This window comes from Cupriavidus sp. CuC1 (assembly GCF_044627735.1).
Classification (GTDB): Bacteria; Pseudomonadota; Gammaproteobacteria; order Burkholderiales; family Burkholderiaceae; genus Cupriavidus; species Cupriavidus ulmosensis.
Window position 1 is genome coordinate 1 of the sequence record NZ_JBIUHC010000148.1, and the last position, 23,902, is coordinate 23,902.

Annotated in this window: 26 protein-coding genes and 1 pseudogene; 15 read left to right on the forward strand and 12 right to left on the reverse strand. The window is 61.9% G+C overall.

The window, feature by feature from the left end; genetic code table 11:
• The 3 genes and pseudogenes from ACGLHR_RS40455 to ACGLHR_RS40465 form a co-directional block, all read right to left on the reverse strand.
• A pseudogene (locus ACGLHR_RS40455) lies at positions 1-551 on the reverse strand (DNA polymerase Y family protein); the annotation flags it as partial.
• Entirely contained in the window at positions 484-1,404 is a 921-nt protein-coding gene (gene imuA, locus ACGLHR_RS40460) for a translesion DNA synthesis-associated protein ImuA (RefSeq protein ID WP_400101282.1), read from the reverse strand. The gene imuA and the pseudogene ACGLHR_RS40455, both read right to left, overlap by 68 nt.
• Before the next feature lie 126 nt (positions 1,405-1,530).
• Positions 1,531-2,859, reverse strand: coding sequence for an MATE family efflux transporter (locus ACGLHR_RS40465; RefSeq protein WP_400101321.1), 1,329 nt, complete (start codon positions 2,857-2,859; stop codon positions 1,531-1,533).
• Between the two features lie 248 nt (positions 2,860-3,107).
• Between ACGLHR_RS40465 and ACGLHR_RS40470 the strand changes: the two genes are divergently transcribed.
• On the forward strand, positions 3,108-3,566 hold the full coding sequence (locus tag ACGLHR_RS40470) for a MarR family winged helix-turn-helix transcriptional regulator (protein WP_318233176.1): 459 nt from the start codon (positions 3,108-3,110) through the stop codon (positions 3,564-3,566).
• Between the two features lie 45 nt (positions 3,567-3,611).
• On the opposite strand, the gene ACGLHR_RS40475 is transcribed toward ACGLHR_RS40470, so the two are convergent.
• Complete coding sequence (locus tag ACGLHR_RS40475; RefSeq protein ID WP_400101284.1) at positions 3,612-4,040, reverse strand: winged helix-turn-helix transcriptional regulator; 429 nt, start codon at positions 4,038-4,040, stop codon at positions 3,612-3,614.
• A 140-nt stretch (positions 4,041-4,180) separates the two neighbouring features.
• On the opposite strand from ACGLHR_RS40475, the gene ACGLHR_RS40480 reads away from it, so the two are divergent.
• Entirely contained in the window at positions 4,181-4,408 is a 228-nt protein-coding gene (locus ACGLHR_RS40480; RefSeq protein WP_400101286.1) for a hypothetical protein, read from the forward strand.
• A 154-nt stretch (positions 4,409-4,562) separates the two neighbouring features.
• Here the strand turns inward: ACGLHR_RS40480 and ACGLHR_RS40485 are convergent, their stop codons facing one another.
• Positions 4,563-5,072 (reverse strand): helix-turn-helix domain-containing protein, encoded by a 510-nt coding sequence (locus ACGLHR_RS40485; RefSeq protein WP_318233173.1) that lies wholly within the window; start codon positions 5,070-5,072, stop codon positions 4,563-4,565.
• 124 nt (positions 5,073-5,196) lie between these two features.
• On the opposite strand from ACGLHR_RS40485, the gene ACGLHR_RS40490 reads away from it, so the two are divergent.
• A complete protein-coding gene (locus ACGLHR_RS40490) occupies positions 5,197-5,706 on the forward strand; it encodes a MarR family winged helix-turn-helix transcriptional regulator (protein ID WP_400101288.1) in 510 nt (169 codons plus the stop codon).
• A gap of 4 nt (positions 5,707-5,710) precedes the next feature.
• On the opposite strand, the gene ACGLHR_RS40495 is transcribed toward ACGLHR_RS40490, so the two are convergent.
• Both ACGLHR_RS40495 and ACGLHR_RS40500 read right to left on the reverse strand, forming a co-directional pair.
• Positions 5,711-5,965: a 4-oxalocrotonate tautomerase family protein gene (locus tag ACGLHR_RS40495; RefSeq protein WP_400101290.1), complete on the reverse strand. Its 255-nt coding sequence runs from the start codon at positions 5,963-5,965 to the stop codon at positions 5,711-5,713.
• 92 nt (positions 5,966-6,057) lie between these two features.
• Positions 6,058-7,518 (reverse strand): efflux transporter outer membrane subunit, encoded by a 1,461-nt coding sequence (locus tag ACGLHR_RS40500; RefSeq protein WP_400101291.1) that lies wholly within the window; start codon positions 7,516-7,518, stop codon positions 6,058-6,060.
• Between the two features lie 110 nt (positions 7,519-7,628).
• On the opposite strand from ACGLHR_RS40500, the gene ACGLHR_RS40505 reads away from it, so the two are divergent.
• The 6 genes from ACGLHR_RS40505 to ACGLHR_RS40530 all read left to right on the forward strand — a co-directional run bounded on the left by ACGLHR_RS40505 (position 7,629) and on the right by ACGLHR_RS40530 (position 13,228).
• Entirely contained in the window at positions 7,629-8,162 is a 534-nt protein-coding gene (locus tag ACGLHR_RS40505) for a winged helix-turn-helix transcriptional regulator (protein ID WP_400101292.1), read from the forward strand.
• Positions 8,163-8,177: 15 nt separating this feature from the next.
• Complete coding sequence (locus ACGLHR_RS40510) at positions 8,178-9,287, forward strand: HlyD family secretion protein (RefSeq protein WP_400101294.1); 1,110 nt, start codon at positions 8,178-8,180, stop codon at positions 9,285-9,287.
• Positions 9,284-10,903 (forward strand): DHA2 family efflux MFS transporter permease subunit, encoded by a 1,620-nt coding sequence (locus tag ACGLHR_RS40515; protein WP_400101296.1) that lies wholly within the window; start codon positions 9,284-9,286, stop codon positions 10,901-10,903. The genes ACGLHR_RS40510 and ACGLHR_RS40515 overlap by 4 nt, the downstream gene beginning before the upstream one ends.
• 18 nt (positions 10,904-10,921) lie before the next feature.
• Positions 10,922-11,128 (forward strand): hypothetical protein, encoded by a 207-nt coding sequence (locus ACGLHR_RS40520; protein WP_400101298.1) that lies wholly within the window; start codon positions 10,922-10,924, stop codon positions 11,126-11,128.
• Between the two features lie 20 nt (positions 11,129-11,148).
• A complete protein-coding gene (locus tag ACGLHR_RS40525; protein ID WP_400101299.1) occupies positions 11,149-12,336 on the forward strand; it encodes a thiolase family protein in 1,188 nt (395 codons plus the stop codon).
• Positions 12,337-12,451: 115 nt separating this feature from the next.
• Positions 12,452-13,228, forward strand: a complete 777-nt coding sequence (locus ACGLHR_RS40530) for an enoyl-CoA hydratase (protein WP_400101301.1) — start codon at positions 12,452-12,454, stop codon at positions 13,226-13,228.
• Between the two features lie 33 nt (positions 13,229-13,261).
• Here the strand turns inward: ACGLHR_RS40530 and ACGLHR_RS40535 are convergent, their stop codons facing one another.
• The 4 genes from ACGLHR_RS40535 to ACGLHR_RS40550 all read right to left on the reverse strand — a co-directional run bounded on the left by ACGLHR_RS40535 (position 13,262) and on the right by ACGLHR_RS40550 (position 15,644).
• Positions 13,262-13,708, reverse strand: coding sequence for a MarR family winged helix-turn-helix transcriptional regulator (locus ACGLHR_RS40535; RefSeq protein WP_400101303.1), 447 nt, complete (start codon positions 13,706-13,708; stop codon positions 13,262-13,264).
• Positions 13,709-13,855: 147 nt separating this feature from the next.
• The gene (locus ACGLHR_RS40540; protein WP_400101305.1) at positions 13,856-14,575 is read right to left on the reverse strand and encodes a hypothetical protein; all 720 of its coding nucleotides are present in this window, start codon (positions 14,573-14,575) and stop codon (positions 13,856-13,858) included.
• Between the two features lie 17 nt (positions 14,576-14,592).
• Complete coding sequence (locus ACGLHR_RS40545) at positions 14,593-15,057, reverse strand: MaoC family dehydratase (protein WP_400101307.1); 465 nt, start codon at positions 15,055-15,057, stop codon at positions 14,593-14,595.
• A gap of 32 nt (positions 15,058-15,089) precedes the next feature.
• Positions 15,090-15,644 (reverse strand): TetR/AcrR family transcriptional regulator, encoded by a 555-nt coding sequence (locus tag ACGLHR_RS40550; RefSeq protein WP_400101309.1) that lies wholly within the window; start codon positions 15,642-15,644, stop codon positions 15,090-15,092.
• 168 nt (positions 15,645-15,812) lie between these two features.
• Between ACGLHR_RS40550 and ACGLHR_RS40555 the strand changes: the two genes are divergently transcribed.
• The 6 genes from ACGLHR_RS40555 to ACGLHR_RS40580 all read left to right on the forward strand — a co-directional run bounded on the left by ACGLHR_RS40555 (position 15,813) and on the right by ACGLHR_RS40580 (position 22,086).
• Complete coding sequence (locus ACGLHR_RS40555; protein WP_400101311.1) at positions 15,813-16,274, forward strand: carbon monoxide dehydrogenase subunit G; 462 nt, start codon at positions 15,813-15,815, stop codon at positions 16,272-16,274.
• Between the two features lie 74 nt (positions 16,275-16,348).
• Positions 16,349-16,849: a (2Fe-2S)-binding protein gene (locus ACGLHR_RS40560; protein WP_318233220.1), complete on the forward strand. Its 501-nt coding sequence runs from the start codon at positions 16,349-16,351 to the stop codon at positions 16,847-16,849.
• Positions 16,842-19,214: a xanthine dehydrogenase family protein molybdopterin-binding subunit gene (locus tag ACGLHR_RS40565; RefSeq protein WP_400101313.1), complete on the forward strand. Its 2,373-nt coding sequence runs from the start codon at positions 16,842-16,844 to the stop codon at positions 19,212-19,214. Before ACGLHR_RS40560 ends, ACGLHR_RS40565 begins: the two co-directional genes overlap by 8 nt.
• Entirely contained in the window at positions 19,211-20,068 is an 858-nt protein-coding gene (locus ACGLHR_RS40570; protein WP_400101314.1) for an FAD binding domain-containing protein, read from the forward strand. Before ACGLHR_RS40565 ends, ACGLHR_RS40570 begins: the two co-directional genes overlap by 4 nt.
• A gap of 12 nt (positions 20,069-20,080) precedes the next feature.
• Complete coding sequence (locus tag ACGLHR_RS40575) at positions 20,081-20,695, forward strand: DUF302 domain-containing protein (protein ID WP_400101316.1); 615 nt, start codon at positions 20,081-20,083, stop codon at positions 20,693-20,695.
• Positions 20,696-20,949: 254 nt separating this feature from the next.
• On the forward strand, positions 20,950-22,086 hold the full coding sequence (locus tag ACGLHR_RS40580; protein WP_400101318.1) for a thiolase family protein: 1,137 nt from the start codon (positions 20,950-20,952) through the stop codon (positions 22,084-22,086).
• Between the two features lie 169 nt (positions 22,087-22,255).
• Here ACGLHR_RS40580 and ACGLHR_RS40585 read toward each other — a convergent pair whose 3' ends face one another.
• Positions 22,256-23,635 (reverse strand): amidohydrolase, encoded by a 1,380-nt coding sequence (locus ACGLHR_RS40585; RefSeq protein WP_400101319.1) that lies wholly within the window; start codon positions 23,633-23,635, stop codon positions 22,256-22,258.
• Between the last annotated feature and the right edge of the window lie 267 nt (positions 23,636-23,902).

Here is a 23,902-nt window from a genome sequence, read left to right on the forward strand (position 1 = left end):
CGCCGCGCCGGACGCACCAGCGCGCCACGCCGATCCCGCCGCAGCGGCTGGGCCGCCAGCCACGCCGCCCCGAAGGCGGTGGGCCCGCAGCCCAGCTGCAGGAACACCCCCAGCCGCCGCACCCGCGCATACACCGCCCGGCACAACGCAAGATGCCCGCCAAACAACCGCAGGCTGGCCCCGGCATCGATCATCACGGTAGCCGCCTCGGGATCGGGATGCACCGTGAAATTCGGCGTGAAATGCAGCAACGCCAGCGCCAGCGCCGTCATCACCTGTGCCTCGGCCGCCGGCTCGCGCTCCAGCTGCACCACCTGCGCCGACAACGCCTGCACGCCGCCCCGACGCATCCCCGCCTGCACCCCCAGCGCCACCGCCGGGCCGTTAGCCAGCACCACCCGCTCGCGCTCCATCACCGCCACCGGCACGCTGTGGTGCAGGAGGCCGGCGCACGCACCGGCAGCGCTGGAAGCGCCGGCGAGCTCAGGCCAGTTCGGCTGCAGCGCGTCCAGCGACAGGCGCGGCAGATGCACCGCGATCCAGTACGACATGAGCTTGCTCTCCCGCGATGGTTTGGGAAGTCCGGGAAACCGGGGAATAGGAAGGCACTGGCGCAACGAGGGCTGGAGAGGACGACGGCAACGAAGGCGCCCTGTCCGGCACCGCCATCATCTCGCCCAGCGACAGCACCAGCGGCGTATCGCGCACCGGCCCGCGCCGCTTGTGAAAGCCGATCGACACGGCATTGCCCGGCGCCGGCGACAACAACAGCCGCAGCACCGCCGGCGATGACTCGCGCAGCACGCTGGCCGGCCGGCACGCCCACACCACGCCGTCGCCCGCCTGCGCCAGCACCTGCAAGCGCCGCAGCGCCTCCGGGCGCGCCGTGGGCAGCCAGACCATCACGCCGCCAAACGCCCGGCTGCGCAACACCTGCTCCGCCGCCCACAGCACATCCGCCTGCGCCGCGGCCCGGCTGGCGCCAGCGGGCGGGCGCACCCAGTACAACTGGCGCGCCGGCAAACCCCATTCGGCCAGGCACATTGCATTGGGCAGGTACGGCGGCCCGATCAGTGCCAACCGCCGCTGCGCGGCGGCCAGCGCCAGCAAGGCCGGGCGCAGCAGCCGCAACTCGCCCACGCCGGGGTCGGCCAGCAACAACTCTGTGAGCGCGCCCACCGGCCAGCCGCCGCCCGGCAACTCGGCCGAGAGCGCGTCATGGCCGGTCGGCAAGGCCGGCACGCTGCCCGCCCGGCCCAGATGGCCAAGCTGCCCCGCCCGCCACAGGCCGGGATAGCGTTGCTCCAGTGCGTCCAGCGCCCCCTGCCGGTCGGCCACGGGTGGCTGCGCCAAAGGCGAATCGCCCGATGTGTCGGGCGATATTGGGAAAAGTTGGGCGGTCATGTGATGCTTGCGGCCCAGCCTGCGGGGGGGCTGAGAGGGAGTTTCCGGTTACTGTATGTTTATACAGTATCACGGATGCGCGCAAGGGTGAAGCGGGCCGGCTTGCAGCTTGGAGAATGACAATAGTTAGCTGCGCTGAGCGTCGGTCCAAGTTCCTGCGAAGATCGACCAGAAGATGCATCCGCCATAGAGCAGCATGGCTAGCGCACCCAAGGCGAAATATTGCGCGAGCGACGCGCCGAAGGCCATCGCCGCCGCCCCACCACCGGCGAACAGAAAGAGGCGCAACGCGCCGGCAGCAAGGGGCCACTTGAGGCGTCCCGCGCCCTGGGAGGCAAAGTACAGGGAGAAGCCAAGCGCGAAGAAACCATAGAGCGGGCCGACGATGCGCAGGTAGAGCGTCCCGACCTCAAGCAGCTGTGCATCGGCACCGAAAAGGCGCAGCCAAGCCTGTGGCCACAGCGCTGCCGCCAACCCCACCAGTTCGGCAAGCACGAAAGCCATGCAACCGCCGTGGATGGCAATGCGCCTGGCGCGCTCTGTCTGGCCTGCACCGATGTTGGCACCGACCAGCGCAACCATCGGCGCGCCAAGGCCGAAAGCGATTGGTATTAGCAGGTATTCGAGGCGCGCAGCAGTAGCATAGCCGGCCAGCGCAGCAGTGCCGTTGTAGTGTCCGACCTGAGCTGTCGTCACGGCGATCAGTGCGTTGGTGAGGACTGGGTTCAGGCACGCAAGCCCGCCGACGACGAGGATGCTGCGCATCGGTGCCCAGCGCAGGGTGCCGGCGGACAGGCGCGCGGCGCAGCGACCCGACAGGCAGTACCAGCTCAGCACCAGCGTGCCCGCCGCGTAGTACACCACCAGTGCCCACGCACCGCCTGCCACGCCCAGCCTGGGGAACGGGCCGAAACCGAAAATCAAGCACGGCGACAAGGGGATCATCAGCGCTGCTCCGACGCATATCACCATGCCGGGCATCGACATGTTTCCCGTACCGCGAATCACGCTGGCAAGAGCGTTCATGGCCCACATCAGCGGCAGGGCAGCGAAAAGCACGCGGCCATATGTGCAGGCAGCATCCAGGGATGCGCCATGCGCGCCGAGCAACGAAAACAGCGGCCGCACGCCGACGAACAACAAGAGCGAGAAGATCGTGCCAATCAGTACATTGATCGCCAGCGCGTGGCGGGCGAGCTGCTCCACCAGGACGGCATTGCCAGCGCCAAGGGCGCGTGCCACTGCAGAAGAGATGCCCCCGCCCATCGCGCCCTGCGACATGTTTTGCATCAACATCAGTACCGGTATCACCACCGCGACACCTGCTAGCACGTCTGTGCCGAGCTTGGCGAGGAACCATGTCTCAATCAGTCCAGTGGACGACTGCGCCAACATCATCAGCATATTCGGCCAGCTCATGCGGGCGAGCATTGGGACGATTGGCGCCTCCAACATCGACCGCAGGCGAGGATTGGCAGCGCGCGGCATTGCGGCGCTGGTTGAAACCATGGTCATGACCTGCCCTTCCTCGAATGCATCACGCGACGCCTGGATACTTGCATATACACGCACATCAATTTACTTGCATATACCAGCATTCGTCAAGGTCGATTAGAATGGAGAGGTTGGTCGTACCGCGTGCTAGTGCACTGACACAGGAAACGAGCAAAACGCCAGGAGGGAAACCGACAATGCCGTCATCGATGAAAGATCCCTTGGTCTGCAATGGCGCCGCGCTGCGCAAGGCAACGCGGCGCATTACGCAACTCTATGACGCCGCGCTGGCACCGTGCGGGCTAAGCGTCTCGCAACGCTCGATCCTCTTGCATATCGCACGGGGTGGCCGCCCCACCATGACCGAACTGGCTCACGCCATGGTGCTGGACCGCTCTGCGCTGGCACGCAATATCCAGCCGCTTGAGCGCGATGGCTACCTGATACAGACTCGCGACGAACTGGACGGCCGCAGCCGACGGGTGGAGCTAACGCCGGCGGGACGTGCCAAGTTGGTCGAATCGAACCGGCTGTGGCGACGCGCGCAGGACCGCTTCGAGACGGTTTATGGGACCGAGCGCGCGGCGGCGCTGCGTTTCTCGCTAGCCGAGATCTACTCCGACGAGTTCGCCGAGGCGTTCAACAGCGGCACGCCACTGCATCTGTAATGCGAACAGCCCAACCTCGCTGGGCCGCCTGAATCAGGAATCGCGCTAGGGACGTTGATCCCAAATCACCATGTCTTCGCAGGCGATTTCCGAGCCATCTGCCCGCACGAGCGGTGCCGCCCGAATCTCTTTTCCCGTCTTCGCATCGTAAAGACGCGTCACAGCCCCCTCAACTTCGGGTGACCATTGGTCCGCCCAAGACTTCAGCGCAACATACACAGGGAAGAATGCCTTCCCTTTCTCGCTCAGATGGTAGGTCTGGCGCCTTCCTGCGGTATTGGTCCGGCGCTCCAGGAGGCCGTACTCGACCAACGACCTGAGTCGCGCGCTCAGTACGTTTGAAGCGATCCCGAGTCCTTTCTCAAATTCATCGAAGCGGGTCCGTCCGTAAAACGCCTCGCGCATGATCAAGAGGGACCAGCGATCACCCACTGCGCGCGTCGCGTCGGCTACCGCGCAGCGCCTTTCAACCATTTGTTTCTCCTGAGTCATATCACGCGCATCACCACCTGAGTCCCTCAGTTGCTTTCATGATTAAAGCTGCTATAGTTCAATCATACTTGCATGATGCAAGTAACTTGATGAGATATTTCGGTTGTGTTGAGGAGTTTCAAATGATCACCAAACGCCTGTTTAGCGCCGTCCTTATGTTGGGAGTAGCAGTAGCAGTAGCAGCAATGGCTACTGCGGCAACCCGAAATGTTGATATTCGCGCCGACGTTCTGCCCCCTACCCCGGAAGTCTCGCGCGCAGACGGTCAAGCACCAAACAGCCAGGTCGTTGCCGATTCGCTAGACAACGCGCGCTCGGGGGATGGCACGCTGTACGGCTATCGAGTCTGAGGATCGCCGATCGCTTATCACAATTTTTACCACCTGCCCGGCCGATCTTGTGCTCCGTGGTGCATCGCCGGACAGGTTTTTTGAATGCCGATACCTACCCCCAACAATTCGGATATCGACTGGACTTTCGAGCCGGGCCGCTCGTCGTGCGAGGTCAGCTTTCGCTTTGCGCCGACATGTACTCGGCCGCATCAGCCAGGCGCCTGCGCACACCTTCGCTGGCCGCTGGCCCAGGTGCAACGACGTAACGTGCAAGATTTACCGGGTTGCCATTCTTGGCGTCCACCAGGACCGGGTTGACGCTCGCGCCCGTGTCCTTGTCGACCAACTGCACGCTCACGCCCTCTGACGCGAAATACTTGTTACCCCACTCAAGCATGGCCAGTAGAACCGGAAGGAAATCCCGCCCGCATTGGGTCAGGACATATTCGAAGCGCGGCGGCTTCTCCATGTACTGGCGCCGCTCGAGCAGGCCCTCCTCGACCAGTCCATTGAGCCGGCGAGTCAGCATGTTGGGCGCGATATCCAGATTCTTCTGGAACGTATCGAAGCGTGTTGCGCCGTAGAAGGCTTCGCGGAGGATCAGGATGCTCCACCACTCTCCCACACGCTCGAGACTGCGCGCGATCGGACACTGCATGTCCCTGAAAGTCTTTCGTTGCATAGCGCCCCCGGCATCTCAACTGTAACTATCAAGATGATAGCACCTGCAACGCCGATCGGACCTGCCCCCTTTGGGAGCCGGACAGAGTGGAGTCCGAAGCGCGAACTAACAAGAATTGATTCACATGATGACATCACCCCTTTCGTTGGTTCGAGATGCAGCGAACCAACAGGAAATCGACTCTGACGCCAACAGCAAGTTTTTGTTGCTGGCTAACCGATTGAAAAGGGCATTGTGGAATGCCCAGGAAATCGAACTCGCGAGGGAAAACCTGACCGTTCCCCAATGGCTGATCCTCTCCGGACTGGCTTCCAACAAGGGGGCAACGCTCACGCAATTTTCCCGTACGCTTGGCTATAACGCGGGCTCCCTGTCGCGCGTCGTTCAACAGCTCAAGGTACGAGACCTGATCGTGGTGGGCAGCGATCCAGATCGGCGCCGCGCTCCCCTGGCGCTCAGCGAAGCAGGCCTTGCCCTCTGCGATGCAATTGAATCGCGATCTGGACAACTGCAGTCCCTGCTTGCGACCATGCTGGGAAATCAGCGAATGGCGTTGCTGGCGGAGCTGATGGAGCGCGCCATCGCCATGCTGGAAGCGGAGTCCCCCGCGTTCGCGGAGGATCTGCAGCCCTGAGCCATCATCCGCGGAGCCTGGGGATCTCCGCCCCGGCTGCATCCATCAGTTCCTGATTGGCGTGGGCATGGCCCCAAAGACCCCAGCCACCCGGCGCTGCCTCGGCCAGGATGACCCACGTGCGTTGCGCCAAATAGGGGTCCCCTACTGCTGATGAGACAAGATCGGTCAGCCTTCGAACCACGTCAAGCTGCTTGTCGCGATCCAATGCGCCCGCATTGGATCGCGACTTGAACTCGCACGTAATGGTTGTCTCCATCAACGTCCTGCCAGGCCTCGGAAGCCCAGGAAGCGGCGACCCATAGGTTAGGAGTCCGATCGCCGCCTGACCGTAGTTCCTGCCATCGAGTGTCAGGACCATCCGCCTCCCAGAGCCCGGAAGGCCGATACTGCGGCACGCGCGTTATCCGCCCTCACCTTGGCCTGCTGGTCGCGAGCAGCGAGCAGTTGGCGGTCCTCGTCGAGCACTTCATACAGACTTACCGCCCCCCCCTTGTACGCGTCCTCGGAAGCGTTGCGGGCGCGCTCATGCGCACCAACCTCGTTAGCTAGTTCGTGGCTTTGCGATTCGAGTTGCGTAAGAGAGATCAAGGCATCCTCGACATCCGCCGTGGCTTGCAGCATCGACTTTCGATAGTTGGCCAAGGCCTCGGCGAAGACACCCTTGGCGCCTCTGACTTCGGCATCTACACGTCCGAAATCGAACAGACGCCAGCGCAGTCCTGCGGTAGCGGCGGGTTGAAACGCCTGCGCGGTGAACAGCTTGCTTGCCGAGAGACTTTCGAAGCCAAGCAACGCCGATAGCGACACCTTGGGGTAATACTCGGCAGTAGCCACGCCGATCCGGGCGTTCGATGCCGCCAACCTGCGCTCCGCCGCAATCACGTCAGGGCGACGCTGCAGCAGATTGGCGGGGCCCTGCGCCAACGCGACCTGCGGCACGACCATCTCGCTCCTCGAATCGCGCAGTTCCGCTGCATAAGAGCCCGGCTGCGCGCCCATCAGTACATCGAGGCGATTGAGCTGCGTTTCGAGTTCGATCTGCAGCGGCGGGATCGTGACGCGGGTCTGGGCAAGCTGGGCTTCGGCCTGTGCCTGCTCACGTTCGGCACCAATGCCATCGGCCAAACGCAGGCGCACAAGATCCAGCAAACGCTGGTTGGTCTGGACCTGCTGCTGGGCGATGGCGATGCGGGCCTGCGCGCCGCGCACGCGGAAGTAGGCATCGGCCGCTTCGGCGGCGACCAGAATCCGCACGCCGAGGTGATTGGCTTCGGCGGCCTGCAATTCCGCATTGGCAGCCTCGGCGCCGCGCCGCAGCCCGCCAGCGATATCGATCTCCCACGTTGCCGCAGCGCCGACCGAATAGAGCGTCTGGTTTCTCTTGTAGCCAGGCAACGCGCTACCGATCTTGCCCGACGGGCTTTCCAACGATTGACGTTGCTTGCTCACGTCAGCGGACAGGCTGGCCTGCGGCAGCAGTTCGGCCCCGGCGAAGTTGGCGGCCGCGCGCGCCTGGTCCACACGCGCAATCGACGCCGCCATATCGAGATTCTGGTCCAGCGCCCGCTGGATGATCTTCGTGAGGACCGGATCGTTGAAGCCGTTCCACCACGTGTCCAGCGATACCGGCTCGCGCGTGTCGTTGATGGGGGCCAGTTCCGTCGCGTGCTGATAGGCCTTCGGCATCTCGCTAGCGGGCGTGTGGTAGTCGGGGCCTACCGCGCACGCTGCCAGGCCAAACGCCACCACCGCAGACGCGGCAACAGTCACTACGCGCTGGACCAGGCCATGGGGTGCTTTTTTCGTCATGTCGATTCCTTTCATTGAGGCTCACGCAAATTCATACTTGCATGATGCTAGTTACTAGCCTAGACTAACTTGCATGTTGATAGCAACAACTTTTTTGGGAAGGACCGGCGATGTTTAAAAAGTCACACAAGGATGCGCAGTGCCCGATGGCACGTGGCATCGAGCGCGTTGGAGACGCCTGGACCGTCCTGATCCTGCGGGAAGCCTTTTACGGCACCACGCGCTTCGACGAGTTCCAGAAAAGACTGGGCATAGCGCCCAACATGCTCACGCGGCGACTGAACACCCTGGTCGAAGAGGGGCTGATGACCCGGCAGCAGTACAGCGCCCATCCGCCACGCGACGACTACGTGCTCACCGACCTCGGCCGGGACTTTCGTCCCGTGCTGCTGACGCTCATGGCGTGGGGAAGCCGGCACTTCGGCCACGACGGTGAAACCATACGACTGGTCGAGCGTCGGTCCGGCCGCCCCGTGCGTCTTGCGCTTGTCGACGCGGAGACCGGCGACCTGATCACCGAAGCCGGCCACTACATCGCGCCCGGCCCCGCGGCCAGCGAAGGACTTCGGGCCCGCCTCGCCCGCTCAGCCCAAGCCCAGCCCCTCGAATCGAACCCCTCTGTGCCCGCCACGGGCGCTTTCTAAATACGGAGCAATCTCATGACAAGCACTACTACTGCGAATCGCGCCCCCTCTGAGGCCGCCCCCTCCAGGCTCAAACTGAATAAGAAGGCACTACTGATCCGCGGCAGCGGCGCGTTGATTGCTCTGGCCGCAGCAGGATATGGCTACCACTGGTGGACTGGCGCGCGCTTCGTAGAAGATACCGATGACGCGTACGTCGGCGGGGAGGTCACGTTGATTGCCGCCAAGGTGCCCGGATACCTCGCCGAAGTCCTTGTGACAGACAACCAGCAGGTGCACGCAGGGGACTTGCTGGCACGCATCGACGACCGCGACTATCGCGCAGCACTGGCGAAGGCGGAAGGCGCCGTGGCATCGCAACAAGCGCTCCTCGCCAATCTCGATGCCCGGGAAAGGCTTCAGCAAGCCGTGATCGCGGAGACTAAGGCAGGCGTTGCTGCCGTCGACGCAGAGACGGTTCGGGCGCGCGATGATCAGGCGCGTTACGCCAGCCTGGTCGCAAAGTCTGCCGTATCCATTCAAAGCTCGCAGAAGGCCGATGCCGACTACAAGCAGTCGCTCGCCAATGGCCAGAAAGCCAAGGCAGGCGTCGAAGCCGCCCAGCGGCAACTCGACGTCATCGCCACGCAGAAACAGCAGGCACAGGCGTCGCTGACCCAGGCTATCGCCGAGCGCGACATCGCACGCCTCAATCTGGGGTACACCGAGCTCCGTGCGCCCGTTGACGGGACGGTGGGTAATCGTCGCGCACGCGTCGGTATCTATGCTGCCAACGGCGGGCAATTGCTATCGATCGTGCCTGCCAAGGGTCTCTGGGTCGATGCCAACTTCAAGGAAGGACAACTGGCCCATATGAAGCCTGGCATGCGTTCCACGATCGTGGCCGATGTCATGCCGGGCAAGGTGTTCCACGGGCGCGTTGAAAGCCTCGCACCAGCCACTGGCGCCCAGTTCAGCGTATTGCCGCCCGAGAACGCCACCGGCAATTTCACCAAGATTGTTCAACGCGTACCCGTGCGCATCGTCCTCGACGAACAAGATGCAAAGCTCGGCATCCTGCGGCCGGGCTTATCGGTCGTTGCGGAAGTCGATACTCACGCGGCCAAGGAAGCGAGCAAATCATGAGCACCGCAGTCACCGCAAACCCTGCTGCACCCAGCGCAGCTGTGCCCTCGCCCGTCCCGTCACCCAGCGAACTGCCGATGAGCACAAAGGTGTTCGCCTTTGCGACGATGTGCGTAGGCATGTTCATCGCATTGCTTGACATCCAGATCGTCTCCGCATCGTTGCGCGATATCGGCGGCGGCATCTCCGCGGGCGCGGATGAGACTGTCTGGGTGCAGACCGCATACCTGATCGCGGAGATCATCGTCATCCCGTTGTCTGGATGGCTTGCCCGGGTCATGTCCACGCGCTGGTTGTTCGCAGCCTCCGCCGCCGGTTTCACCGTAACCAGTCTGCTCTGCGGGATCGCCTGGAACATCGAGAGCATGATTGCCTTTCGCGCTGCGCAGGGCTTCCTGGGTGGCTCGATGATTCCAATGGTCTTCACCACGGTGTTCGCGTTCTTCGAAGGACGCCAGCGCGTGGCGGCAGCCGCCATCATCGGGGGACTGGCGTCGCTGGCACCGACGCTCGGGCCCACTATCGGTGGCTGGATTACGGACAACTTCTCCTGGCACTGGCTCTTCTTCATCAACCTCGCCCCCGGCGTGTTCGTGACGGTCGTGGTGCCAATGCTCGTCAAGATCGATCAGCCGGACCGGTCGCTGCTCAAAGGTGCCGACTATCTCGGCATGGTTCTGATGGCGCTCTTTCTCGGCTGCCTCGAGTACACGCTGGAGGAAGGGCCGCGCTGGGACTGGCTCGGAGATCAGGCCATCCTGACCACCGCGTGGATATCGGGGCTCTCGGGAATCGGCTTCCTATGGCGTTCCCTTACCTACAAGAACCCGGTCGTCGATCTACGGGCGCTGAAAGACATCAATTTTGCCCTTGGATGCTTCTTCTCTTTCGTCATCGGCATCGGCATCTTCGCAACGATCTACCTGACCCCGCTGTTCCTGGGGCAGGTGCGCGGGTTCAGCGCATTGCAAACCGGGCTGGCCATCTTCTCCACTGGTCTGTTTCAGGTGTTGTCGATCCCCATCTACTCATACCTCGCGAACCGGGTGGACCTGCGGTGGCTGTTGATGGTCGGACTCGCGCTCTTCGCCCTGTCGATGTGGAACTTCGCGCCCATCACCCATGACTGGGGTAGCGCCGAACTGCTGTTGCCACAGGCCATCCGCGGCATGGCACAACAGTTCGCCGTTGCACCCACAGTGACCTTGACGCTGGGTGGCTTGCCGCCCGCGAGACTGAAGCTCGCCTCCGGCCTGTTCAATCTGATGCGCAATCTCGGCGGTGCTATCGGCATCGCAGCATGCGCCACGATCCTGAACGACCGGACAAACCTCCACTTCCTGCGCCTGGCCGAACACCTGAACATCCGCAACGAGTCCATGGCCGCATTCCTGAATGATTCGACGACTCACATGATGACATTGAGTAACGAGGTCAATGACGGCAATGCCGCCGCCATCAGGCAACTTTGGGCTCTTGCCATGCGCGAGGCTCACACGCTCACCTATGCCGATGCATTCCTCGCCATCTTCGTGTGCTTTGCCATCGCGACGCCGCTGGTACCGCTGATGCGCAAGGTCTCGCCGCCAAAGGGCCCGTCCGCCGATGCCCATTGACCCTATCCGGAGACAAAGATGACACGACACCATCCAATCCTGCTCTTGCTGTCGGCGATCTTCGCCGCAAGCTTGGCTCCGGCTGCACACGCCACCGGACAGCCGGCGCACGATACCAGTCTGGCGTGCGCGCGCGCTGACAACAAATATTGCAGGCTTGCCGACGCAATTTATCCAGGCGGCAAGCCAGTACGCCATCCCGACGACCTCGGGTCCCCCGCTTGAATCACCTTAGTGAGGTAGCAATGAGTACAAAAGAAGTCGTGCTGTGTCAGCCAGTCCGGACGCCCATCGGCGCATTCAACGGCTCGCTGAAGACCGTCCCGGCCACGGAGCTTGGCGCCACCGTAATTCGGGCAACAGTGGAACGTGCTCGGCTGGACCCCGAGCTTGTCGGCTCCGTAGTGTTCGGCAACGTCATCCAGGCCGGCAACAAGATGAACCCGGCGCGCCAGGCAGCGATCAACGCAGGCATTCCGAAATCCGTCCCGGCGCTGGCCGTCAACCGCGTATGCGGATCCGGTGCCCAGGCCATCGCCTCGGCAGCGGACGAAGTCCGCCTGGGCTATGTCGACTTCGCCATTGCAGGCGGCATGGAGAACATGGACCGCGCACCGTACCTGATGCCCGCTGGGCGCTGGGGCCAGCGCATGGGCGACAGCGTCCTGCATGACAGCATGCTGATGGACGGCCTGGTCGACGCATTCTCCGGTGAGCACTCCGGCTGGCATACCGAAGATCTCGCGGCACGCTATCAACTGAGCCGGGAGGCGCAGGATCGCTGGGCCGAACGCTCTCAGCAAGCGTTCGCGTTGGCCCAGGCACAGGGCAAGTTCGACGAACAGATCATCGCCGTAACCCTGAAGGGCAAAGCCGGTACGACCTTGTTCGCTAAAGATGAAGCGAATCGCCCCGATACCACGCTCGAGGGACTCGCCAAACTGAAGCCGGCCTTCCGTCGCGACGGGACGATCACCGCCGGCAATGCGCCCGGCATCAACAGCGGTGCAGCGGCCATGATCGTGGCGGATCGGGCCGTTGCCGAGAAGCATGGTCTCCAGCCTCTCGTACGGCTCGTCGCCTATGGCCTGGGCGCGGTTGAGCCGGGAATGTTCGGCCTGGGTCCTGTCCCTGCCGTCCAGCAGGCGCTCAAGCGTGCACATTGGTCGCTTGCCGATGTCGAACGCTTCGAGATCAATGAAGCCTTTGCCGCCGTGCCCTTGGCCGTTGCAGCGGAACTGGGCTTGCCGCACGACATCATCAACGTCAACGGCGGCGCGATCGCGCATGGCCATCCGATCGGCGCGACGGGCGCCGTCCTCACCACGCGGCTCCTGCACAGCATGCACGCTGATGGCATCCGACGCGGCATCGTCACGCTCTGTATTGGCGGTGGCCAAGGCATTGCGCTCGCCGTCGAAGCAGTACGCTAGAAGATCGGGGCATAGCATCTGGCAGTGTTTACTTCGTACGCGAAGCATATATACTTCCCATGCGAAGTAAATCGCTGCCACCACCTTACGACTGCCACTTCAAGGAGACATTGCCATGACATCAGAAGTCATAACCAACCGTGTCGGCGGCGTGCTAACAATCACGATTGCCCGGCCGGACAAGAAGAATGCACTGACCAATGCGATGTACGGCGCATTGGCAGACGCGATCGACAGCGCCGCATCAGATCGTGAAATCAGGGTGATCCTGTTCCAGGGCGAGGGCGACTCGTTCACGGCAGGAAACGACATCGGAGAGTTCGCCGCGCAAGCAGCCGGCTCGGGCCCGGCCGAGCGCCATGTCTTCCGGTTTCTCGATAGCCTTGCCAGGACCAGCATCCCTGTGGTCGCTGCAGTACAGGGCAAAGCCGTAGGCGTTGGCACGACCATGCTGCTGCATTGCGACTATGTGATCCTGACGGAGGACGCCCAGCTAATCACGCCCTTCATTAACCTAGCATTGGTCCCGGAAGCGGCCTCCAGCTACCTTCTGCCATTGCGTATCGGCCACGCGCGCGCCTTCGAGATGTTCGCGTTCGGGGACCCGCTGCCCGCAGCCACCGCGCTGGCGTGGGGCATTGCGAACAGGGTCGTGCCGAATGCCGAACTGCAAAGCGAAGCAAGACGGGCGGCGGAACGCATCGCGGCGAAGCCGCACGGATCCATGACCGCCATGAAGCAACTGATGCGCGATGTGGCGAAACTCGCGTCGCAAATGGACGCCGAGCGCGCGATATTCACCAAGCGGCTGGAAAGCGATGAGGCGCGCGAAGCATTCACGGCCTTCGCCGAAAAACGCCAGCCTGATTTCACCAAGATCCAGATGCGCTAGAAAACCGATGGCAGGACACCGCGCTGCCCTGCCCTATTCGAGGCCCTTGTCGCCTTCCGCGGATGGAAACTTGTCCTGAAGGCTACTCAGCCACCGAGCCACAACATCGATTTCTGCCTTGGAAAAGCCTTCGGTCAACCGGGCGTTCAGATCGACCAGCCCGTCCCGGGAGCGCTTGACGGCTGACCGGCCTTTCGCGGTCAGCCGCAGGCGCCATACGCGCCGATCCGCTTCATCGACCTCGCGAGCCAGCAATGCCGCATGCTCCATGCGGTCGGCCAGGCCACTCAGCCCCGATGCCCCGAGATCGAGCGCCGCTGCCGCCTCGCTCATCAGCGCACCATCGTTTTTCTCGAGATAGAACAACAGGCCGGACTGGGCCGCCGTGACGCCCCCAAAGCTGGTCCGCGACTGGGTCCAGCGCTGAAGTCTGCGATGACCAACGTTAAGTAAATAGACCAGGCGGTGATCACTTGTCATCAGTTGCCATATTTATAGCCAGACCATCCACATGTCTCGGCCCATCGGGCCGACATCGTGGCGGCAGAAAAAGTGGCAATGAATATAGCACGCCCGGTCTCAGCATAAGCCGCGCGCTGTCCAACCAGCCAAGAGCTCCCCCGGCAATCAGCTGAAGCGTACGCTCCCAACATCGATCGAGACGAGCACCCGACTGAGATCCGCGCGCATGTCGGCGTTACGACGATAGGCCAGACGGCGAGACGGCAGGACAATCCCGTCCGCAGTCACATGATCATACACATACTGCGCCGCAGCGAACCCGCCTGCGATATCCACGTGATAGTCGTGCCGACGTAGCAACCCGTCCTCACCGAAATAGAAGTCCTGTACATTGCAGTGACTCTCGATATTGGCAGGGAATCGGACCCGCAGCCCTCGCCATGTCTGCGCGCCTTCGCGCCATGGCTCGATTTCGGTGGTTCCAAAGCCGGGTAGCGCTGCAAGGAACGGTGTAGTCAGGTAGGTCCACAATGCGTAGCCATTGAAGTAGGCGCGCTGCAAAGGGTTCCAGGGTGAATCGATCGTATGCCCATCGAAACTGCGCCTTGGATCCTTGAGTTCCTTGACCAGCTCCCCTTTTGTCGTCTCAATCGCGACGCGTCCCGGTTCAAACCGGGTGCGCCAGTCAGGATTGCCAAACGGCATCACTGACGCACGCTCTTCGTGGAGCGATACAGTCATCGTCCGAGGAGCCGGATCCTGAACCAGGCCTTTCATGGCCCAAAGCGAGCCGCCGGTCACGATCGTTGCAGTCACCTCACTGAAGCTCTTCCAGCGATCGATGCCGCCATGGGCTTCGAGCACTTCATCCAAAAAGCTGCTCATCGCTTTCCTCCGGCCGATTAGAGCCCATCACTGCCAGCGACGCGGCGTTGTACGACCAGATTCACGACAAACACCTGCACTGGCTCATCTTTCTGGTTGAAGGTTGTGCAGCGTGCCTTTACGAGCCCGTGCTCGGGGCGCGACTTCGAAGTGCGCGTTTCCAGTATCTCGGTCTCTGCATGCAACTCGTCCCCCGGTCGGACTGGACGCGGCCAATTCAATTCCTCCATGCCAGCGCCGAGAATGCCTCCGGCCGGGCGGAACTCGCTATCCACAAGAAGACGCATGGACATTGCAGCGGTGTGCCAACCGCTTGCCGCAAGTCCTCGAAAGATCGAGTTTCGAGCCGCGGCGTCGTCCATATGAAATGGCTGCGGATCGAACTCGGCAGCGAACGACTTGATCCGTTCCGCGTCCACTTGCAACTTCCCGGACTGATACCTCTGGCCGGGAGCCAGGTCCTCAAAGAACTGCGTGCTCATCGTATTCACTCCAGGCGCTGCGTGTTAATTCCTTAGCGCATGTCGCGGACGGCTTCCAGAAGCTCCAGAGACATCGCTTCCGACCGTACCGCACGGGCAAGCACCATGCCGCCCACCATCGTTGCCAGCATTCTGATTGCGGATGCGCGCGCCGCTTCATTGCCGCCCTCACCTGCTATCAGTTCTATCAGCGCATCGATGCGCGCCTCGAAACGCCGCTTGGTATCGGCATCAAGTCGCGACACATCCGATCCGAGCGCAGCAATGGCACAGCCAGCCTCGGGATGATCGCGATGTTTGCGCGTCACGTATACGTCCATGACGGCCTGTTTGCGCTGCCTGACCGGCACAGCAGCCGCTGCTGCCTCAAGTTGCGACATGGTTTGATCGAATCCCGCATCGAGTGCATCGGCAATCAGGGCGTCTTTGGACTCGAAATGTGCATAGAAGCCTCCATGCGTCAGTTTCGCGGCTTTCATCAACTGCGCAACGCCAACGCCGTTGACACCATGTTTCCGGAACGCCGCCGCCGCAGCGGCGATGATCTTGCCGCGGGTCTCCTCCTTGTGCTCAGGTGTATAGCGCATCGACAGCCTCCTCTATGATTGCTACGCCGATTATAGGATGATACCCATCATTCCATGCCCTAGGGAAAGCACCGAGGGGCATTCCGGGCCATTCAACCTTGACCCTCACGGCCGCGAATTCTATGATGTTAACATCGTATACATTATTGATCGTGACAAGGAGACAGCGTGGACTTCAACGGCTCACAACATATCAGCGCACCGCGAGCAGAGGTCTGGCGACGCCTCATCGACCCACTGACGCTGCAGCAATGCCTGCCCGGTTGCGAGCACTATCAGCAACTACCCGATGGAAGCTACGACGTTGTCATCGCGGCTGCGATCGGGCCAATCAAGGCCCGCTTCAAAGGCATTGCGCAGTTCTCGAACCACCAGGAAGACATCGGGTACCGCGTCGAAGGTAACGGCAGCGGAGGGATCGCTGGATTCGGCAAACTCAGTGCCGACGTTCGCCTTGAGGATAGCGACGGTGGCACCGCTTTGCACTATGCGGCAAGGGCGCAATTGGGTGGCAAGCTCGCGCAAATCGGATCACGTCTCGTTGGCACGGTGGCGAACAAGTTTCTAGCCGATTTCTTCCTGCGGCTCGAAAAGCTGGTAGGCGAGTCCGAAGAACATGATTCGCCCTAAGATATGACGATCATCATTCCAAATGGAGCTGAATTCAGGCTGCCGGCCGAGGAAAAGGAGACAACGTGACATCGATGGAAATTCAAAACCTCGTCAATGACGAGCCTCGCAGGCTGACAGCGGAGCCGAGACAGCTCCTTGTGCATCTGCTACGGGATACCTTGCGTTTGACTGGTGTGCATATCGGCTGCGACACATCCCAGTGCGGGGCCTGCACTGTCCTGATCGACGGACAGACGGTCAAGTCATGCACCGTGCTTGCAGTCCAGACCGAAGGTTGTTCCCTGCACTCGATTGAGGGCATGGCAGGCGACCGGATCACGAACTCGCTCAAGCAGGCGTTCAATGAGAGCCATGGCCTGCAGTGCGGCTTCTGCACGCCTGGGATGTTGCTCGCCGCGCGCGCCCTGCTGCAGAGCACTCCAAGCCCCACCGAGGACGATGTACGGCATGCGCTGCATGGCAACCTTTGCCGGTGCACGGGATATCAGAACATTGTCGATGCGGTCTTGCTCGCAGCCACCCGGCTGCAACAAACCAGCGGCCACGAGGCAGAGGAGCTAACTCATGACTGAGAAGGATCGCGAGCCCCGCAACCGGTACATCGGAAAACCTGTCCTGCGACGGGAAGACCAACGGCTCATGAGCGGCATGGGCAAGTTCACCGACGACTTCCAGTTCCCGGGCATGGTGTATGCCGCTTTCGTCAGGACGCCCTTTGCGCATGCGCGCATCCGGCACATCGACACGTCAGCAGCGCTGGCCCTGCCAGGTGTGGTCGGGGTGCTGACCCATGCGGACATTGCAGACCGGATCGGCAACATCCGACCGAATTGGGTCGTGGGCAATTCGAAGGTGCCGCCACATCCGGCCCTACCTTCGGAGCGAGTCCGCTATGCCGGTGAAGCGGTGGCCATGGTCGTCGCCCAGACACGTGCACTGGCAGCCGACGCCGCCGAGCTGGTGAATGTCGATTACGAGGAGCTGCCTGTTGTCGTGGACGCCGAAGCCGCGCTGCGCGATGGCGCCCCACAGCTCCATGACAACGTACCGGGCAACCTGATTGGCATTTTTCGCCTCAAAGGGGGCGATTATGACGCTGCCGCCAAGGCAGCGGATCGTGTGGTTTCCATCCGCCTGGTCAATCAACGATTGATTCCCAGCCCCCTCGAGCCGAGGGCCCTTTGCGCCAGCTATGACCCGCTCGACGAGCGTCTCACGTTTGTGCTGCCAAGCCAGGTGCCCCATATGTCCCGGCGCTGGCTGGCGGAGACCCTGGGCTGGCCCGAGCACCGGATCCGCATCCTGGCGCCTGATATCGGCGGTGGGTTCGGTGCAAAGATGCACTTCTACGTGGAAGAGGTACTGGTCGCCTTCGCCTCGCGACATTTCGGCCGGCCTGTGAGTTGGACCGAAACGCGCAGCGAGAACCATGTGGCGACCACGCATGGGCGCGCGCATGTCGAGTATGTGGATGCCGCGGTCACGCAAGCCGGCAAGGTCCTCGGAATCAAAGTCCGTTCCTATGCCAACCTTGGCGCGTACCTATCCAATATGGCCACCGGTATTCCCACCATCAACACGGCCAGCTATGTCACCGGCAACTACCAGATCGGTTCGGTGGATGTGGAAGTCGACCTGGTCACGACCAACACCACACCGGTTGACGCATATCGCGGCGCGGGCCGCCCCGAGGCGGCCTATATCATCGAACGCCTGATGGATGCTGTAGCCAGCGAGCTCGATATGGATCCCGTCGCGCTGCGTCGGCTCAACCTTGTGCAACCGGATCAGTTCCCCTACCAGGCGCACGAAAATGCGCGCGGCAAATGGGACAGCGGTAACTACCAGGCATGCCTGTCCCAGGCGACGGAGATGATCGACTATGACGGCTGGCGCACGCGTCAGGCGACACTACGGCAGCAAGGCAGGTATATCGGCATTGGCGTGACCTGCTACCTTGAGCTGGTAGGCATGGGCAATTCCGCCATCTTGCCGAAAGTCGGCTTCGACCGCGGCGGTTGGGAGAGCGCCCATCTGCGCGTGCATTCCGATGGCAAGGTGACGCTGTTCAGCGGGTCGATGCCGCAGGGCCACGGTCATGCCACAAGCTACGCACAGATTGTCGCGGAGGTCCTTCAGCTGCCGATGGAAGATATCGACGTCGTGCAAGGTGACACGGATCGCGTGCTGGCCGGTCATGGCACATTCAATTCGCGCTCCATGCCGGTGGGCGGCTCGGCAGCGTATGTCGCGGCTGGAAAGATCCTGGCCAAGGCACGCAGGATCGCTGCCATCATGCTGGAATCCACCGAGGAAGGCGTCCGTTACGCGGATGGCATCTTCTCGCTCGAATCGGGCCTCACCGTGCCTTTTTCCAAGGTCGCCCGAATGGCCTATGTCGCTGGCAAGCTGCCTCGCGATATGGAGGCGGGCCTGGACGAACGTGTCTTCTATGAACCTGTCTCCCTGGGCGCGCCCAATGGATGCCATGCCGTGGTAGTGGAAGTCGATGTCGACACGGGGATGGTGGAGATCCTCGACTACGTGGCCGTGGACGATGTGGGCGTGCTGATCAATCCCCTGCTGTGTCACGGGCAGATGCACGGTGGCATTGCACAAGGCATCGGACAGGCGCTCTATGAGGAGGCCATCTATGACGAGTCTGGCCAGTTGCTGTCCGGCTCCCTGCTCGACTATGGTTTCCCGCGGATCGAGCAGATTCCACGGATGCGCACAGCATTCCAGGTGTCGCCGTCGCCAACCAATCCACTTGGCGTCAAGGGTATTGGCGAGGCTGGCTGCGTCGGCGCACCGCCGGCGGTCGTCTCTGCCGTATGCGATGCCCTGAAGCCATTCGGGATCGCTCATCTCGACATGCCCTTGACGCCGCCGAAAGTCTGGCGCGCCATCCAATCCTCCTCGCGGAGCTCGACATGATTCCCTACCCGGTTGACTACGTCAGGGCCACAAGTGTGCCGCATGCGCTCGCCCTGCTATCTAACGATGCAGAAGCCAAACTTCTCGCGGGCGGCCACACGCTGATTCCCTTGATGAAGCTCCGTCTTACCCACACGTCGAAGCTCATCGACATTGCAAGACTCCCGGAGTTGCTCGGAATTGAGGTCCACGCAGATCACATTGAAATAGGACCGGCCACCACGCATGCCGGGTTAGCGTGCGACGCACGCCTTCGTGAGCTTTTGCCGCTTATCCCTCTGGCAGCCAATGTCATCGCGGATCCGACCGTCCGTAACCGCGGAACAATTGGTGGCTCGTTAGTCAACGCCGATCCATCGGCGGACTGGCCGGCTATCATGCTCGCCCTGGACGCCCAGATGGAAGTCGCCAGCATCAACGGATCCCGATCTATCTCCGCAGATTCTTTCTTCATCGGATTCATGTCCTCGGCTTTGGAATCGGGCGAATTGCTTACCCGCATCCGCATTCCGTTGCCTGGTCCAGACCGTGTTGCGTATCGGAAGTTCCGTCATCCCGCGTCCGGATATGCTGTGGCCGCCGCCGCTGTCGCGTTGCAGTACTCGGACGCACAGTGCACGGGAGGCCGGATTGGCATTACCGGTGTCGCCGAGACGGCGTTCCGTCCTCCCGCCGCAGAGCGCATGCTAAGTGAGGGATTCTCGGGAACCGAGAGCGATATCGCCCATCTTGTCGACGTGGCGTTTGCGGACGTGAAGCCGCTCGAGGACAACTTCGCTGACAGCGCCTATCGCATCCACTTAGGCAAGGTCATGCTCAAGCGGGCACTGGTAGACGCGGCGACTCACGGATGACAGGCCCGGACAATGAAATCAAACCAGTTTACCTGCCGCGCCACCATGGCATCGGTGGCGCTGATGTTCGCCACATTACTCTGCGAAGCACAACCTGCGATGACATCGCCTAACAAACTGATCAGCACGTCGACGCCCCATTCGATAAGCGTGGCGCACGTGACATTGGACATCGGCGTCCCATTCGAGCCATTTACGCGGCATTTCGAAGACCTGCTCGGTCGCTTCGACCCCTCCGTCACAAAGCTCGTTGCGACGGATCCCAACGCGGCAAATGCCTTGATGGCGCAAATGGAGGGCGACCAGGGATTGATGATCTTCATGGTTCTGAACCATGGCGCGCTTCTGAGCCTCGCCGGCACATCGGGGCACGCCAAGCGTTATCAGGTAGGCAATCCCCGCATCGCCCTACAGATGACACAGCATGACATCCGTGCCGGACTCTACGCTCCGCTTGCCGTGCTCGTATATGAAACAGCGCCGGGACGAGTCCGCGTCGAGTACGATCAGCCATCCACCCTATTTGGCCAGTTCGGCAATGGCGACGTTACTGCAGTCGGAAAGGCGCTCGACGGCAAACTATCTGGCGTCATCGAGCATGCCGCCCAGCTAGCCGCTCAGCCCTAAGCGCGAGCGCACGACGTCCGAATTGCGTAGCAACGCTTCAGGACGCGCCTTAAAGCAGAAGCAGCCTCAATGAGGCTGTTTTGTGTCTTCTCTCGATGTTCGGATCGGTATCTCATCCTATGTACCGGTGCCTTTGCTGAGCCCCGCAAGATATCAAGGAAGATAGCATGCGACGTCCGTGAAATCCTTCACACAAGTTGCGTGGATTCTTTGATATGATGATCATCATACTACGTAAAGACGGAGGGACTCCAATGAAAGCTGTCATCGCTGGTTATGCTCGTTCGCCGTTCCAGTTCGCAAAAAAGGGCGCCTTGGCCACGACGCGTCCGGACGAACTTGCCGCGCAGGTAGTGCGTGGCCTTCTGTCGCGAACCAACCTTGACCCCAGCCTCATCGAAGACGTCATTCTCGGATGCTCGTACCCTGAGGGTCCTCAGGGCAACAACATGGCGCGTATTGTGGGCCTTCTCGCAGGGTTGCCTCACACGGTTGCCGGGACGACCGTAAATCGTTTCTGTGGTTCATCCATGCAGGGTATTCATATGGCTGCGGCCAACATCGAGGCCGGTATGGGCGATGCGTTCCTTTGCGTGGGCGTCGAATCCATGACCATGGTTCCGCAAGGCGGGCTCAATCCGTCTCCCAACCAGCAACTCAAGGCGACTTCGCACGCCTACATCTCGATGGGCGAAACGGCAGAGAATGTGGCAGCGCGTTGGAGCGTCTCTCGGCAGGAGCAGGACGCCTTTGCTGTGCATTCGCACATGAAGGCGGCCACCGCACGTGCAGAGGGCCGGTTGCACGACGAAATCGTTCCAATTCATACACCTGAAGGGGTACTTGTCACGGAGGATGGTTGCATTCGGCCCGGCACTTCCCTGGAAGCTCTTGCGAATCTGAAACCTGCATTTCGCCCGGATGGTGGTGTTGTCACCGCAGGGACGTCATCCCCCTTGACTGACGGCGCCGTCGCAGTGCTTGTCACCAGCGATACGTTTGCAGAACGCCACCATCTCAATGCGACCGCCCGAATCTTGTCTTTCGCGGTCGCCGGAGTGGATCCGGAAATCATGGGCATCGGTCCCATTCCTGCCACGCGAAAAGCGCTTGCACGCGCGTCGCTCGATGCCAGCAAGTTGGGTGTAGTGGAGATCAATGAGGCATTTGCATCCCAGGCAATTGCTTGCATGCGTGACCTGGAACTTGATCCAGCCCGCACCAACCTGGACGGCGGCGGGATTGCCATTGGGCATCCGTTGGGCGCAACGGGGGCACGCATCACCGCCAAGGCAGCGGCCCTGCTGCAACGCGAACAACGCCGCTATGCGCTTGCAACGCAGTGTATTGGTGGGGGTCAGGGTATCGCTACCATCCTGGAGCGGGTCTGAAGCAGAACGACGGTGGCGAATCCGACGGGGAGCGCAGTGTCGCGACTAAAGCGGCACTGTGCGATGCGCCGCGCGAGCGATGCGACGAAGTCGCCGAGCGAATCGGCGGACATCGCCCGGTTGATCCATCCATACCGTTGCGCGATGTCCGCGTCGTAGTCCAACGCGCTCAGCGTTGCGCCATCAGCATGTAGTCCACCGTCAGGTTGGACAACGCGCGCACGCCGTTGATCAGCGCCGGCTCATCCACATAGAACTCCGGCGAGTGGTTGGAGGGCGCCTTGGTCACATCCTGCCCCTTGGGCGTGACGCCCAGGTAGAAGAACAGCCCCGGCACCTTCTCCTGGTAGAACGAGAAGTCCTCCGATTCGCTCGCCTTGGGCGTGATCATCCAGCTGCCTTCGCCGGCCACCCGCTGCAGCGTGGGCGCCATCTTCTCGGTCAGCGCAGGCTGGTTGATGGTGGCGTTGTACAGCTCCACCACGCGAAAGTTGGCCTCGGCGCCGGCGCTGGTGGCCATGGCCTCGGTGGTGCGCTTCATGCGGGCATGGATGTCCTTCTTCATGCCTTCGTCATAGGTGCGGATGGTGCCCATCATCTCGACCTTCTCAGGCACGATGTTCATGCGGTTGCCGCCATGGATGGTGCCCACGGTGATCACCGACGGCTCCAGCATGGCATTGACCTGGCGGCTTTGGATGGTCTGCAGGCCCATCACGATCTGCGACGCCACCACGATCGGGTCGATCCCGCCCCACGGACGCCCACCGTGCGTCTGGCGGCCCTTGACGTCGATCCAGAACTGGTCGGCCGCCGCCATCGACGCGCCGCTGCGCCAGCCGAGCTTGCCGGACTCGATTCTGCTGGTGACATGCAGGCCGAAGATCGCGTCGACCTTTGGGTCGTCCAGCACGCCTTCGGACACCATCTGCTTGGCGCCCCACATATTGGAGCCGTTGGGTTCGAAGTCTGCCGGAGTTTCCTCGGCCGGCTGGAGGATGAATTTGACCGTGCCCGGGAGCTGGTCCTTCATGCCGGCGAGCACCTCGGCTGTCGCCATCAATATCGCCACGTGGGTGTCATGGCCGCAGGCGTGCATCACGTCGACTTCCTTGCCCAGGTACTGGCCCTTGGCCTTCGACGCGAACGGCACGTCCACGCGCTCCTTCACCGGCAGGGCGTCCATGTCGGCGCGCAGCGCCACCACCGGGCCGGGCTTGCCGCCCTTGAGCACACCGGCCACGCCGGTCTTGGCCACGCCCGTCTTTACCTCCATGCCGAGCTTGCGCAGGTGGTCAGCCACCAATTTCGCGGTGCGGGTCTCGTAGTTGCCCAGTTCCGGGTGTTGGTGGATGTCGCGGCGCCAGGCGATCAGCTGGGCTTCGACGGCCTTGGCGCGCGTTTCGATCAGGGCGTGCAGGGCGTCGGCGCTGGCGGGGGCCGGTGTGGTCTGCGCCTGCGCAGCGTTGCTGAGCAGGCCGACGGCAAGTGCGACGCTGGCCAGGGCAATGCGGGTGGTGGAACGGAATGCGGTGTGACGGACAGCCATGCAGGATCTCCTTCGTTGTTGGTGGTTTGATGCTGGCAGTGTTGCAGCACGCAGGTGCAGCCTGCCGCAAGAAAAGCTGGTGGTTTTCTCCTCTCTTTGCTGTGGTTTCATGCGACTGCCTCCATATCGTTTTTGTGCGAGGTCTGTTTGCCGATTCTTATGTATAGCGTTAGCCTTTGGAATGATTAAACCGAAGTTCCATGGTGACGCCGCGGCTGCGGCGTCGCGAAGCCCTTTTCCTGATTGAGGAATCGGCTCATTGGGGGG

Bases quoted from the DNA above. Each gene is read 5' to 3' on its own strand.
- ACGLHR_RS40540 (WP_400101305.1), bottom strand. From the start codon at position 14,575: ATGAGCAGCTTTTTGGATGAAGTGCTCGAAGCCCATGGCGGCATCGAT.
- ACGLHR_RS40500 (WP_400101291.1), bottom strand. From the start codon at position 7,518: ATGACGAAAAAAGCACCCCATGGCCTGGTCCAGCGCGTAGTGACTGTT.
- ACGLHR_RS40475 (WP_400101284.1), bottom strand. From the start codon at position 4,040: ATGGTTGAAAGGCGCTGCGCGGTAGCCGACGCGACGCGCGCAGTGGGT.
- ACGLHR_RS40490 (WP_400101288.1), top strand. From the start codon at position 5,197: ATGATGACATCACCCCTTTCGTTGGTTCGAGATGCAGCGAACCAACAG.
- ACGLHR_RS40520 (WP_400101298.1), top strand. From the start codon at position 10,922: ATGACACGACACCATCCAATCCTGCTCTTGCTGTCGGCGATCTTCGCC.
- ACGLHR_RS40480 (WP_400101286.1), top strand. From the start codon at position 4,181: ATGATCACCAAACGCCTGTTTAGCGCCGTCCTTATGTTGGGAGTAGCA.
- ACGLHR_RS40465 (WP_400101321.1), bottom strand. From the start codon at position 2,859: ATGTTGGAGGCGCCAATCGTCCCAATGCTCGCCCGCATGAGCTGGCCG.
- ACGLHR_RS40485 (WP_318233173.1), bottom strand. From the start codon at position 5,072: ATGCAACGAAAGACTTTCAGGGACATGCAGTGTCCGATCGCGCGCAGT.
- ACGLHR_RS40525 (WP_400101299.1), top strand. From the start codon at position 11,149: ATGAGTACAAAAGAAGTCGTGCTGTGTCAGCCAGTCCGGACGCCCATC.
- ACGLHR_RS40565 (WP_400101313.1), top strand. From the start codon at position 16,842: ATGACTGAGAAGGATCGCGAGCCCCGCAACCGGTACATCGGAAAACCT.
- ACGLHR_RS40505 (WP_400101292.1), top strand. From the start codon at position 7,629: ATGTTTAAAAAGTCACACAAGGATGCGCAGTGCCCGATGGCACGTGGC.
- ACGLHR_RS40550 (WP_400101309.1), bottom strand. From the start codon at position 15,644: ATGCGCTATACACCTGAGCACAAGGAGGAGACCCGCGGCAAGATCATC.
- ACGLHR_RS40580 (WP_400101318.1), top strand. From the start codon at position 20,950: ATGAAAGCTGTCATCGCTGGTTATGCTCGTTCGCCGTTCCAGTTCGCA.
- imuA (WP_400101282.1), bottom strand. From the start codon at position 1,404: ATGACCGCCCAACTTTTCCCAATATCGCCCGACACATCGGGCGATTCG.
- ACGLHR_RS40530 (WP_400101301.1), top strand. From the start codon at position 12,452: ATGACATCAGAAGTCATAACCAACCGTGTCGGCGGCGTGCTAACAATC.
- ACGLHR_RS40570 (WP_400101314.1), top strand. From the start codon at position 19,211: ATGATTCCCTACCCGGTTGACTACGTCAGGGCCACAAGTGTGCCGCAT.
- ACGLHR_RS40560 (WP_318233220.1), top strand. From the start codon at position 16,349: ATGGAAATTCAAAACCTCGTCAATGACGAGCCTCGCAGGCTGACAGCG.
- ACGLHR_RS40535 (WP_400101303.1), bottom strand. From the start codon at position 13,708: ATGACAAGTGATCACCGCCTGGTCTATTTACTTAACGTTGGTCATCGC.
- ACGLHR_RS40545 (WP_400101307.1), bottom strand. From the start codon at position 15,057: ATGAGCACGCAGTTCTTTGAGGACCTGGCTCCCGGCCAGAGGTATCAG.
- ACGLHR_RS40585 (WP_400101319.1), bottom strand. From the start codon at position 23,635: ATGGCTGTCCGTCACACCGCATTCCGTTCCACCACCCGCATTGCCCTG.
- ACGLHR_RS40515 (WP_400101296.1), top strand. From the start codon at position 9,284: ATGAGCACCGCAGTCACCGCAAACCCTGCTGCACCCAGCGCAGCTGTG.
- ACGLHR_RS40470 (WP_318233176.1), top strand. From the start codon at position 3,108: ATGAAAGATCCCTTGGTCTGCAATGGCGCCGCGCTGCGCAAGGCAACG.
- ACGLHR_RS40510 (WP_400101294.1), top strand. From the start codon at position 8,178: ATGACAAGCACTACTACTGCGAATCGCGCCCCCTCTGAGGCCGCCCCC.
- ACGLHR_RS40495 (WP_400101290.1), bottom strand. From the start codon at position 5,965: ATGGAGACAACCATTACGTGCGAGTTCAAGTCGCGATCCAATGCGGGC.
- ACGLHR_RS40575 (WP_400101316.1), top strand. From the start codon at position 20,081: ATGAAATCAAACCAGTTTACCTGCCGCGCCACCATGGCATCGGTGGCG.